The 11,740-nt window shown below is 35.4% G+C and carries 11 protein-coding genes; 4 read left to right on the forward strand and 7 right to left on the reverse strand.

The window, feature by feature from the left end:
* Positions 1-10 precede the first annotated feature (10 nt).
* Complete coding sequence (locus F3J23_RS21080; protein ID WP_167033462.1) at positions 11-3,358, reverse strand: methylmalonyl-CoA mutase family protein; 3,348 nt, start codon at positions 3,356-3,358, stop codon at positions 11-13.
* Positions 3,359-3,613: 255 nt separating this feature from the next.
* Here F3J23_RS21080 and F3J23_RS21085 point away from each other — a divergent pair, with 255 nt between their 5' ends.
* Positions 3,614-3,946, forward strand: coding sequence for a hypothetical protein (locus F3J23_RS21085; RefSeq protein WP_167033535.1), 333 nt, complete (start codon positions 3,614-3,616; stop codon positions 3,944-3,946).
* On the opposite strand, the gene F3J23_RS21090 is transcribed toward F3J23_RS21085, so the two are convergent.
* From F3J23_RS21090 to F3J23_RS21100, 3 genes are all read right to left on the reverse strand, one after another.
* A complete protein-coding gene (locus F3J23_RS21090; RefSeq protein ID WP_167033464.1) occupies positions 3,943-4,992 on the reverse strand; it encodes a DUF3667 domain-containing protein in 1,050 nt (349 codons plus the stop codon). The genes F3J23_RS21085 and F3J23_RS21090 overlap by 4 nt on opposite strands.
* A 225-nt stretch (positions 4,993-5,217) precedes the next feature.
* On the reverse strand, positions 5,218-6,297 hold the full coding sequence (locus F3J23_RS21095; RefSeq protein WP_167033466.1) for a DUF3667 domain-containing protein: 1,080 nt from the start codon (positions 6,295-6,297) through the stop codon (positions 5,218-5,220).
* A gap of 68 nt (positions 6,298-6,365) precedes the next feature.
* A complete protein-coding gene (locus tag F3J23_RS21100; RefSeq protein ID WP_185156489.1) occupies positions 6,366-7,475 on the reverse strand; it encodes a DUF3667 domain-containing protein in 1,110 nt (369 codons plus the stop codon).
* 345 nt (positions 7,476-7,820) lie between these two features.
* On the opposite strand from F3J23_RS21100, the gene rplM reads away from it, so the two are divergent.
* The 3 genes from rplM to rpsB all read left to right on the forward strand — a co-directional run bounded on the left by rplM (position 7,821) and on the right by rpsB (position 9,638).
* Entirely contained in the window at positions 7,821-8,276 is a 456-nt protein-coding gene (rplM, locus tag F3J23_RS21105; RefSeq protein ID WP_027375420.1) for a 50S ribosomal protein L13, read from the forward strand.
* Positions 8,277-8,282: 6 nt separating this feature from the next.
* Entirely contained in the window at positions 8,283-8,669 is a 387-nt protein-coding gene (rpsI, locus tag F3J23_RS21110; protein WP_047373582.1) for a 30S ribosomal protein S9, read from the forward strand.
* A gap of 207 nt (positions 8,670-8,876) precedes the next feature.
* On the forward strand, positions 8,877-9,638 hold the full coding sequence (gene rpsB, locus F3J23_RS21115) for a 30S ribosomal protein S2 (protein ID WP_123276884.1): 762 nt from the start codon (positions 8,877-8,879) through the stop codon (positions 9,636-9,638).
* Positions 9,639-9,850: 212 nt separating this feature from the next.
* Here rpsB and F3J23_RS21120 read toward each other — a convergent pair whose 3' ends face one another.
* From F3J23_RS21120 to trmB, 3 genes are read right to left on the reverse strand one after another with little or no spacing between them, the layout of a single operon-like run.
* Entirely contained in the window at positions 9,851-10,288 is a 438-nt protein-coding gene (locus tag F3J23_RS21120; RefSeq protein ID WP_167033468.1) for a DUF6759 domain-containing protein, read from the reverse strand.
* A 7-nt stretch (positions 10,289-10,295) separates the two neighbouring features.
* Positions 10,296-10,970 carry a DUF6759 domain-containing protein gene (locus tag F3J23_RS21125; RefSeq protein WP_228455398.1) on the reverse strand — a complete coding sequence of 225 codons (675 nt, stop codon included), beginning with the start codon at positions 10,968-10,970 and terminating at the stop codon, positions 10,296-10,298.
* A 17-nt stretch (positions 10,971-10,987) separates the two neighbouring features.
* Positions 10,988-11,665 (reverse strand): tRNA (guanosine(46)-N7)-methyltransferase TrmB, encoded by a 678-nt coding sequence (gene trmB, locus F3J23_RS21130; RefSeq protein WP_167033470.1) that lies wholly within the window; start codon positions 11,663-11,665, stop codon positions 10,988-10,990.
* Between the last annotated feature and the right edge of the window lie 75 nt (positions 11,666-11,740).

The following is an 11,740-nucleotide window of genomic DNA, read 5'->3' on the forward strand; positions in this document are numbered from 1 at the left end:
GACTAAAGGCTTACATATTTCTTCTGTACTTACCACCTACTTCAAATAAAGCATTGGTAATTTGTCCTAAAGAACAATATTTTACAGCATCCATCATTACTTCGAACAAGTTTTGCTGGTTGATTGCTGCATGCTGAAGTTGTCTCAAAGCTTCTTCAGACTGATGATCGTTTGCTTTCTGGAAGTTATGAAGAGACTCGATTTGCGCCTGCTTCTCTTCTTCCGTAGAACGGATAACCTCTCCGGGAAGTACAGTAGGAGAACCGTCTTTTCCAAGGAATGTATTCACCCCGATGATCGGATATTCTCCGGTATGCTTCAGCCATTCGTAGTGCATAGATTCTTCCTGAATTTTCGAACGTTGGTACATGGTTTCCATAGCTCCAAGAACACCACCTCTTTCAGTGATTCTGTCGAATTCCGTATATACAGCTTCTTCCACAAGATCTGTTAATTCTTCAATGATGAATGATCCCTGAAGTGGATTTTCGTTTTTAGCCAATCCTAATTCTTTGTTAATGATCAACTGAATAGCCATTGCTCTTCTTACAGACTGCTCAGTAGGCGTGGTAATAGCTTCATCATAAGCATTGGTATGAAGAGAATTACAATTGTCATAGATTGCATAAAGCGCCTGAAGCGTTGTTCTGATATCATTGAAATCAATTTCCTGAGCGTGTAATGAACGTCCTGAAGTTTGAATATGGTATTTCAACATCTGGCTTCTTTCATCAGCGCCGTATTTCAGTTTCATAGCTTTTGCCCAGATTCTTCTTGCTACACGTCCGATTACTGAGTATTCAGGATCAATACCATTAGAGAAGAAGAAAGATAAGTTAGGCGCAAAATCATTGATATCCATTCCACGGCTTAGATAATATTCCACATAAGTGAAACCATTGGCCAGGGTAAAGGCAAGCTGAGAAACAGGATTTGCTCCAGCTTCTGCAATATGGTATCCTGAAATAGAAACAGAATAGAAGTTTCTCACTTTTTCTCTGATAAAATATTCCTGAACATCACCCATTAATCTTAAGGCAAATTCAGTAGAGAAGATACAGGTATTCTGTGCCTGGTCTTCTTTTAAAATATCGGCCTGAACGGTACCTCGAACGGTAGCAATCGTTTTAGCTTTAATTTCTGCATAAACATCAGCAGGAATTACTTCGTCACCGGTTAAGCCTAAAAGCTGTAACCCTAAACCATTATTGGATGGAGGAAGTTCGCCGTTGTATTTTGGTCTTTCTAAGCCTTTATCGTCAAACTTTTCTTTAAGCTTAGCTTCTACTTTAGCTTCTAAACCATTTTCTTTGATATATTTTTCAACATTCTGATCAATGGCAGCATTCATAAAGAAAGCTAAGAGCATAGGAGCAGGGCCGTTGATTGTCATAGAAACGGATGTCAGAGCATTTACAAGATCAAATCCTGAATAAAGCTTTTTCGCATCGTCTAATGTAGCGATAGAAACTCCGGCATTTCCGATTTTACCGTAAATATCCGGTGGTAAAGCCGGATCCTGTCCGTATAATGTTACAGAGTCGAAAGCTGTTGATAAACGTTTTGCCGGCATTTCCGCAGAAACGTAGTGGAACCTTCTGTTGGTTCTTTCAGGGCCTCCTTCTCCTGCAAACATTCTTGTAGGATCTTCACCGGTTCTTTTGAACGGATAAATTCCTGCAGTATAAGGGAAGCTTCCCGGAAGGTTTTCCTGACTTTTCCATTTGATGAGATCACCCCAGTCATTATATTTTGGCAATGCAATTTTGGGGATTCTCAAATGAGATAAAGATTCTGTTGAGGTTTCAACCTTAATTTCCTTTCCTCTTACAAAATAAGAATAAAACTCTGCATGGAAAGCTTTTTTCGTGTCATCCCATGTTTTCAGGAAATCAATGTTTTCCTGTTGAAGCTCTTTTTCTGCTTTTTGATATTCAGCATCTAAAGCTTCATTGGAAATGATATTTTTTACCCCTTCAATATGATACAAGGTTCTGGCTAGTTCAGCCTGCTTTTCAACGGCAGCATCATAGTGTTTGTTGTTTTCAACAATTTCAGAAAGGTAACGTACCCTTTTTGGAGGGATGATCGTTACTTCGTCCGTAATTTCCTGTTCTACGAAAGTATTTAACCGCAGATCCGCGAATTTATCATTTACTTTCGAAACCAGTCTGTTATATAATTCAGTTGTTCCGTGATCATTGAACTGAGAGGCTTTTGTTGCATATACAGGCATATCCTCCAATGGGCTCTCCCAAAGAAGATGGTTTCTCTGGAATTGTTTTCTTACCGCCTGAAGCGCATCAAGAGCACCACGTTTATCAGATTTATTTAAAGCAACAAGATCTGCATAATCTAACATGTCGATTTTTTCCAGCTGTGTGGAAGCTCCATATTCAGGAGTCATTACATACATGGAAACATCCGCAAAATCAGAAACCTCCGATCCTGACTGTCCGATCCCTGAAGTCTCAAGAATAATTACATCAGGATGAGCAAGCTTTAAGACATTTAATGCAGAATGGATAAATGGAGATACAGAAACGTTATTTTCTCTGGTAGCCATAGAACGCATATAGACTCTCGGATCATTGATTGCATTCATACGGATTCTATCTCCCAATAAAGCGCCTCCTGTTTTCTTTTTCGAAGGGTCAATAGAGATGATCGCAATTTTTTTATCCGTATTGGAACGTAAAAAGCGTCTTACAAGCTCATCTGTCAAAGAAGATTTTCCGGCACCTCCGGTACCCGTGATCCCGATAATCGGAATATTCATATCCTTTGATTTTTCATCGATGGCTTTTACCAATTCAGGTTTTTCATCAGAAAAATTTTCAACAGCAGAAATAATCTGTGCAATACTGGATGGGTTTTCAAAGCTGATATGATCAAGATCTTTTGCCGTCACATCTTTTCCTGTAGCAAAATCCGATCTGTGTACCAGATCATCAATCATTCCCTGTAAACCAAGCTCACGGCCGTCATCAGGAGAATAAATCCTGTCGATTCCATAAGACATCAGATCTTTGATCTCTTCCGGCAGAATAACACCGCCGCCGCCGCCAAAAATTTTGATCTGCGGGGAATTTTTCTCTCTCAACAGGTCATAGATATATTTGAAATATTCATTGTGACCACCCTGATATGAAGTTAATGCAATAGCATTGGCATCTTCCTGGATTGCTGTATTTACAACTTCCTCTGCCGATTTATCGTGTCCTAAATGGATCACTTCGCATCCCGTTCCCTGGATAACACGACGCATAATATTAATCGCAGCATCATGGCCGTCAAACAAAGAGGCCGCAGTTACGATTCTTACCTTATTGGTTGGAGTATATTTTTGGGTTTCCATAAAAATTCTAGAAAGTTTCTAAGTTTCCAAATATAATAATAAAAAAAGAACCCTGCGTTTGAATTTAAATCATTGTTTATTAGCTGTTTGATGGATGTTATTTAATAAATTCTCCCCTTTTTATGTTCCAAAATCTGAGAGTTTGAATGTTCGGGACTTTCAGAACCAAAAGGAGTTACGGGATTTTATTTTAAATGGGGAGACGGCCGGATTGTAAAATTAAAATCTCTACTTTTGCAGAATATTTTTAAAGACATGCAAAAAGCTTTGATGTATTTCGCATTAGGAACAGTAGTAAGCTTCCTTATCAATTATTTCTTTATAAGTTCACAGAATATAGGTCTGGATATCTATTATGCCGTTGCTTTCGGTTCTGCATGGGGAATTGCTTATTATCTGGATACCCCTGATTTTACACTTCCTCAGAAATTAGGATTATCTTTCGTTGCTATGGGAATTCTGGTTCTGGCAGGAACTTTAATTTTTGAGTTGAAGCTGGCAGTTCCGTCCATTCTTAAATTCTCTACCGTTTTTGTTGCTTATTATTTAATTGCAAGTTTCAGGGGAAACAAATCCCTGCGTTCTTAATGAATTAGTATAAAGCTTATATACGATAATATAATCAGGGTGACTAGGAGCATAATGATGTTCACTATGAATAATAGACTACTTTTTATGATACTTATTGTCTTTTTGGTTTCATATATTCTATAATGAGCTATAAAAAAATAAACAGGCATGCATAGGATTACTGCATATATGAATAAGCTTTCGATGAAATAGAAAGTAGAATCAGGCAGAGAATAATTAGTTAAGTAATTCAGTAATATGATAACTATGATACATGTCAACAAAAAAGAGAAATAGTGAAGGGCAAATATACCGTGATCAAAATATAGCCACTTTTTCTTATTATGAAATATCCATAAAAGAAAAGCAAATACGGGAAGATAAATAAAAAGTGCCTTAGGTATTGTCTTAATAAAAGTCTTTTTATACTTTTCTCCAATTTGTTTTTTAGAATAGCCTTCATCTCTAAGTGCGAATGCTTTCTTTACGAGAGGATAGTAGAGCTTATTAAGTAACCTTTTGTCTTTAGCAAGAAGAGAATCATACTCTTTCATACTGTTGGCATTTAAAATAGATTCTTTTTCAGTATTGAATGTATCGTCAATAATTTTTTTTCCGTCTTTGGCTGTTTTTGATTGTAAAGTATCTTTGCTTTTTTGATGGATATCTTCTGATTGAAGAAGTAAGATTTCCTTTTTTTGCTCTTGGATTTTTACTTCTGCTTTTACATATATTTTTGGGTCGTCATATGTTGGTAACAATCCTGGAAGAAGGAATGTGATGAAGCTGACAAAGATATACAACTTTACGGGAGGCACATATGATTGCCTTTTCCCAACAAGATATTCTTTGGTTAGTTTTCCGGGATAAAACAATAGGTATTTTATAGTTTTCCAGAAGTAGCTGTCATAATGGGTGAAGTCTTCAATAAAGTGGGTGAAAAGATAATGAAAAGGCTGTATTGCCTCAATATTTTCCTGTCCGCAATGAGGACAGAATCTTTCTTCAACCTGGTGCCCACAGTTTTGGCAGGTTTGGTCCTCCCTTATTTTTCCATGACTCATAAATGCATTTGTATTTTAATGCAAATATAAGTATTTGGTGAATTTTTTACTTAAAATATAATTGAATTTGATGTTTTTAGTTTTTTATTTTTAAATAATTTATTTTTATTGTAAAATATTAATTTTTATTTGTTTTTTTTGATATAAAATTTATTTTAATAAAACAAAAAAGGATAAAAAGGTTTGTGTCTTACTGTCGATTCAGTATATTAAATTTTAAATGGCTTAATGCATCATGATAAAACTAGTGTACATGAGTACAAGCAGCATCAGTACAATACCTATACTGTTGATGATAAATAATGTTATTCCTTTAAGGATGCTCATTCTTTTGCTGCTTTCATACACTCTGTGATGGGCTACAAAAAAATAAACAGATGTATAGAGGAATAACGAAAGGAAGGCAAGGAATGAAATGATATTTAAGATCGTGTAGTCCGGTACATAATCGTCCAGCTTAGTGAAAATAATAAAGATAAGGGTGGATAGGAGTAGGAAAGAGAAATAATGCAGGGTAAAAATTCCATGATCAAAATACCACCATTTTTTCTTATTATGAAATACCCACAGGAAAAATGAAAAGATAGGAAGATATACAAATAATGCCTTAGGAATGCTATGTATAAAGGTTTCCTTATACTTAGCCCATACCTGTTCTTTGGTGTAGCCTTCTTCTCTTAATGAAAATACTTTTTTGACAAAAGGACGAAGCAGTTGGTAAATTCCACTATTATCCTTAGCTTGTAAAGAGTCATATTGTTTCAGATTGTGTGCATTCAGTATAGAAGAATTTTTTGTACTGAAGGTTTTATCAATAATATCTTCATTAAGTGTCAAAGTATCCTTTTTCTTTAAACTGTCTGAAACTTTTTTTATATCAGCCTTGGAAAGAAGGCCTTCTGCTTCAAGACTTTTGAGAACTTCCTGCGAATGCTTTTTTTCTCTTTCAGGTTTTTCAGTCTTTTCTTTTTCTTGTGAAGCTGATTCAGATTCCGGAAGGAAACTTGGAACAAGGAATGTAATAAAACTTATGAATATATAGAGTTTCACGGGGGCAACAAATAGCTGCCTTTTTCCGGCAAGATATTCTTTGGTTAGCTTTCCGGGATTAAAAAGAAGGTATTTGATTGTCTTCCAGAACTGACCGTCATAATGAGTGAAATCCTCGATAAAATGAGTAAAGAGATAATGAAAAGGCTGTCTGGGTTCAATATTTTCCTGTCCGCAATGAGGGCAGAATCTTTCTTCAACCTGATGTCCGCAGTTCAGGCAGGTTTTATCTTCTCTTATTTTTCCGTGGCTCATAAATGCATTTGTATTCTAATGCGAATATAAGTATTTCATGTATTTTTTCCTTATCAATTATTTCTTTATTAGTGAATCATTAGGAAACTTACCAGGGCAAGACCGATAACTAAAAACATAAATGCAATAAAATTAATGGTCAGTAAGGTAATACCAATAATAATGCTTACTAATCCATGGGAATGATAAACTCGGCGGTGAGCAATAAAGAAATATCCTATGCTGTATATTGATAATGAGATTATTATTAAATATAAGAATATACTAATGAACCCAATGCTTGTAAGCCCCGCCAGCTTTGTAAGTAGGAATATAAATAAAATAGTCAGTAAGAGGAATGAAAAATAATGCAGTGTAAAAATTCCGTGATCGAAATACCACCATTTTTTCTTACTGTGGAAAATCCATAAAAAGAATGCAAACAGCGGAAGGTAGATGAAAAGTGCCTTCGGCAAATTATGGAAAGATTTTTCAGTCAAATTTTTAAAGATTTCAGCTTTGGTAATACCATTTTCCTTTAATTCGAAGAATTTGTGAGCTAATGGAGTTTGTATAAAATTCAAAACTGATGGGTTTTTAGCCGTTGCAGAGTCATAGGACTTTCTTGTTCTATATCCACCAAAGTTAATATCTGCATCGATTTTCTTATCCATTTCAAAGGTTTCTTGGAGATCGTTTATTTTAGCAGAATCAGATAATAATGTATTAAGCTTTTTAATCGCTGCGGAATCTTCCTTACTGTGATTTTTTTCCGCTTTTATACTGTCGAGTATTTTTTGCGTCTCTGCAACTTTTATTTTGTCTAAAAAACTTTTTGTATTGTGATTTCCTGCATCTTTCTTATCTGAAAAATTAATATTGATCATCGGGAAAAGTGCAAACATGAAAAAAGTAATGAAACTGACAAAAATATAGAGTTTTACGGGAGGAACGAATTGCTGTCTCTTACCTTCCAGATAGGTGTTTGTAAGTTTTCCAGGTTTAAAAATCAGATTTTTCAATGTTCCCCAAAACTGCCCGTCATAGTGAGTGAAATCTTCAACAAAGTGGGTGAAAAGAAAATAGAATGGCTGGCGCCTTTCAATATTTTCCTGTCCGCAGTGGGCGCAGAATCTTTCTTCAACCTGATGTCCGCAGTTTAGACAGGTTTTATTTTCTCTTATTTTTCCGTGGCTCATGATTATGGATATGTTGGCCACAAATATAATTATTCCGAAACAAAATAATAATATCCATAAGTTTTTAGGGAAATCTTTAAAGTAAAATTAATAAAGAAAGAGTTGAGGGACCAAACTCTTACTTTATCATCTATGTTTTTAGAATCTTTTAAGCGGTTTTTTCATCGCAGCAACATTTTACAAGATTTATGCCAAAAGCATAAATAATGTTAAAATCTATTGATACTGGGGAAGATAGCCTATTTAATATAGATTAAATAAAATATGTTTTTGGGTTACAAAAATAATTTGTACCTTTGCACACCCTTTTAGGGGTAAATTATGTTTAATCTTTAACTAAAACGTGTGAATACATTAAGTTACAAAACTGTTTCAGCGAACAAAGCTACTGCTAATAAAGAATGGGTTGTGGTAGACGCTGAAGGACAGCCGTTAGGAAGACTAGCTTCTACGGTTGCAAAGATTTTGAGAGGTAAGCACAAAACGAACTTTACACCTCACGTAGATTGTGGTGATAACGTAATCGTTTTGAATGCTGGGAAAATTACACTTTCCGGAAACAAGTGGGCTGATAAGACTTACATCTGGCATACAGGATATCCTGGAGGACAGAAGTCTATGACTGCGGCTGAACTTCAAAAGAAAGATTCTTTAAAGGTATTAGAGAAGTCTGTAAAAGGTATGTTACCTAAAAACAGACTAGGTGCTGCTATCCTTAAGAACCTTTACTTATATGAAGGAACTGAGCACAAACATGAAGCTCAACAGCCTAAAACAATTAATGTTAACGAATTTAAATAATTAATTATGTCTATAGTTCACAAAATCGGAAGAAGAAAAACTTCTGTAGCAAGAGTTTATGTAAGACCAGGTTCTGGAAACATTACAGTAAACGGTAAAGATGCTAAAGAATATTTCTCTACAGACGTGATGGTTTACAAATTAAACCAACCGTTCATCCTTTCTGAGACTGTTGGTCAGTATGACGTTACCGTAAACGTATTCGGTGGTGGAAATACAGGTCAGGCAGAAGCTATCAGATTAGGTATTTCAAGAGCTTTATGCGAGATCAACGCTGAGTTCAGATTAGCATTGAAGCCTGCTGGTTTACTTACAAGAGACGCAAGAATGGTGGAAAGAAAGAAGCCAGGTCAGAAAAAAGCAAGAAAGAGATTCCAATTCTCAAAACGTTAAGATTTCTCGTTGGCGAATGGCTTATGGCTATTGGCTGCAGAAATGTACTACATTTTATTTAAACTTAATCTCGGCGAAAAGCCTATTGCCAAAAGCAAAAAGCAACCCGCCAATTGCCCGTTACGTTTAGCATCCAAACGCTTCTCCCATCTAAAGAAGTTGTTGATTGTTTAAAAGACGGAAAGTAAACTAACAAAAACAGAAAACATGGCAAAAGCAAATGTAAAAGACCTTTTAGAGGCTGGCGTACACTTCGGTCACATGACTAGAAAGTGGAACCCAAATATGGCTCCATACATTTTTATGGAGAAAAACGGTATTCACATTGTAGACTTACATAAAACAGCAGTTAAATTAGATGAAGCTTGTAATGCTTTAGAAAAATTAACTTCTGCAGGTAAAAAAGTTCTTTTCGTAGCTACTAAAAAGCAAGCGAAAGAAGTGGTTGCAAAACACGCTGCTGAACTTAATATGCCTTATATTACAGAAAGATGGCCAGGTGGTATGTTAACGAACTTCGTTACTATCAGAAAGGCGGTAAAGAAGATGAACTCTATCGACAAAATGAAAAAAGACGGTACGTTCGAAACTTTATCTAAAAAAGAAAGATTACAAGTTGACAGACAAAGAGCTAACCTAGAAAAGAACTTAGGTTCTATCGCTGACATGGTGAGACTTCCATCTGCTGTATTTGTAGTTGATATCTTAAGAGAACACATCGCGGTAACTGAAGCTAAGAAACTTGGTATTCCAGTTTTCGGTATCGTTGATACAAACTCTGACCCTAGAAAAGTTGACTTCGTTATCCCAGGAAACGATGATGCTTCTAAGTCTATTGATATGATCCTTAGCGTAGTTTCTGAATCTATCAAAGAAGGTCAGTCTCAAAGAAAAGCTGATAAAGAAAAATCTAAAGAAGAAGGAGAAAAAGTGTCTGCTGATACAGATGCTGATTTCGATGCAGAATAATTAAAGATTTTCTTTAATATAGGAAAAACGCTGGATTTAGGTCCAGCGTTTTTTTGTTTAATACTTATTATTATTTCTTTGGGCCAATAACCACTGATGGAATAGTGGGATCTTCAGGTGTTAAGACTTCTCCCACTTTGCATACATTATTTGTCTTTATTTATAAGGTTTGGTAATAATTAAAAAAAACTGCAAAATTCTGCAGTCTTATTTTAGTTGGAAAGTGTTATAGAATATGAACTTGTTATAAACTTGGTAGATTGGTAAACCGTATTACAAACATTTCCGGACAATCTGTAGTTTTGATTTTTAGTGACCATAGTATATCCTGTCTTACCGGCACCAATAGGAATTTTCTTTAAAAAATTATTTCCACTCACTGTAAGTACCATATTGCAGGAAGATCTGTTTTCCACAGAAATAGAAGTTCTGGGATTCGAAGGATCACTGCTATTAAGGAGATCGGTAAGAACTTCAGCGGTTTCCGGTTTATAGGTTTTAATCAATTCATTATACTCCCTCTCTGTATTTGCTCTATTGACAGGATTGCCAGCAGGGTAAGGATTTCTTCTCACGGGATAGTTTCCATAATTGACATTACAGCTGGTAAGAATTAATGAAATTCCTGTAAAAACTAATAGCTTTTTCATACCTGTTTTATTTTTTTGACTGTCTTTCCTTAGAAATACCTTCCTGAGCAAGTGCCGGACCAGTATTAGAAAGCCCCGCATTATCAATTGCTACAAATATATTTTTTTTAATATCCTTCCGGGAAGAGTATTTCAAATCGCAGATATTACTGTTCAGAAGATATGATCCCTTATTAATGGTAATAAAGTTCTCTCCATGAGCTGGAACTGCAAGATTATAATAGTCTTTTCCTTCTATTCGCAGTACAATATTGCAATCCGAATTATTTTTGAACAAAAGGATAGCCTCCTTGCGTGTGATGTCCTCGTTGAACATTGCATTCAGAAGCTTTACTGTTTTTTCCTTATGTTCGGAAGATGTTTCAGCAATAAGTTTTTTAAACTCTTCTGCATCATTCGAGTTAGGATTTCTCATAATATTTTTCGGAATATCAGAGATTACAGGCCTTACTTCCATAGGTCTGGCTGTTTGGGCTCCTTTCGTCCATGCTGCATTTTTTAAAGCAATAAGCTTTGGCTTTAATACACTTTTTTTAGGATCGTCAGGATGTGTGTTTTTCAGATATTCTTCAATTTCTTTGATATTTGTGCTTTTTAAGATGTCTTTACTGCCTTTTTGAGCATACGTAAAGCCTGGAATTAGAAATGTGAAGAATACAATCGTTAAAAAATTTTTTTTCATCAATGTTGTTTATTTCATCAGCTTATCCGGAATTTAATATATGTTATGGTTTTTCCTTTGGCAGAGAATAATTCTTCATAATAGGTCTTGATATCTCTCAGATGTGGCGTATTAGGGTCATACTCTGGAGCGCCATAAATATCATGATGAGCCGTAATGATTTCATAGCCGGCTCCCTGTAAATATCCTAATGTATATCCATGTAAAAACTCTGAATCAGTTTTTAAATGAATGATACCACCTGGCTTCAGGAATTTTTTATATCGGTCTAAAAAGTCCGGATGGGTTAATCTGTGTTTTGTTCTTTTATATTTAATTTGAGGATCAGGGAAAGTAATCCAGATCTCATCTACCTCATTTTCTCCAAAGAAGTGATCAACAAGTTCGATTTGTGATCTTAAAAACGCAACATTATTCATATCGTTTTCCACAGCTTCCTTGGCACCAAACCAGAATCTGGCTCCTTTAATATCAATCCCGATAAAGTTTTTTTCAGGAAATGTTTTCGCCAGGCCTACGGAATATTCTCCTTTACCACAGCCTAATTCAAGAACGATAGGATGGTCGTTTTTAAAGAAATTCTCTCTCCATTTTCCTTTAAGTTCGAAACCATTTAAAGCATCTTCCCTTGTGGGTTGGATTACGTTTGGTAATATCTTGTTTTCTGCAAATCTTGCTAATTTATTCTTGCCCATTGAGTTATAAAATGAGTGCAAAAATACTAAAATTTACATAGAAACTCTGTCTTTTGAAGGCAAAAGACAGAGAGA

The sequence above is a fragment of the Chryseobacterium sp. Tr-659 genome (assembly GCF_011752975.1).
Lineage (GTDB): Bacteria > Bacteroidota > Bacteroidia > Flavobacteriales > Weeksellaceae > Chryseobacterium.

Excerpts from the sequence above, each read along its gene's own strand:
- F3J23_RS21080 (WP_167033462.1), bottom strand. The coding sequence starts at position 3,358 with ATGGAAACCCAAAAATATACTCCAACCAATAAGGTAAGAATCGTAACT.
- F3J23_RS21085 (WP_167033535.1), top strand. The coding sequence starts at position 3,614 with ATGCAAAAAGCTTTGATGTATTTCGCATTAGGAACAGTAGTAAGCTTC.
- F3J23_RS21090 (WP_167033464.1), bottom strand. The coding sequence starts at position 4,992 with ATGAGTCATGGAAAAATAAGGGAGGACCAAACCTGCCAAAACTGTGGG.
- F3J23_RS21095 (WP_167033466.1), bottom strand. The coding sequence starts at position 6,297 with ATGAGCCACGGAAAAATAAGAGAAGATAAAACCTGCCTGAACTGCGGA.
- F3J23_RS21100 (WP_185156489.1), bottom strand. The coding sequence starts at position 7,475 with ATGAGCCACGGAAAAATAAGAGAAAATAAAACCTGTCTAAACTGCGGA.
- rpsI (WP_047373582.1), top strand. The coding sequence starts at position 8,283 with ATGTCTATAGTTCACAAAATCGGAAGAAGAAAAACTTCTGTAGCAAGA.
- rpsB (WP_123276884.1), top strand. The coding sequence starts at position 8,877 with ATGGCAAAAGCAAATGTAAAAGACCTTTTAGAGGCTGGCGTACACTTC.
- F3J23_RS21120 (WP_167033468.1), bottom strand. The coding sequence starts at position 10,288 with ATGAAAAAGCTATTAGTTTTTACAGGAATTTCATTAATTCTTACCAGC.
- F3J23_RS21125 (WP_228455398.1), bottom strand. The coding sequence starts at position 10,970 with ATGAAAAAAAATTTTTTAACGATTGTATTCTTCACATTTCTAATTCCA.
- trmB (WP_167033470.1), bottom strand. The coding sequence starts at position 11,665 with ATGGGCAAGAATAAATTAGCAAGATTTGCAGAAAACAAGATATTACCA.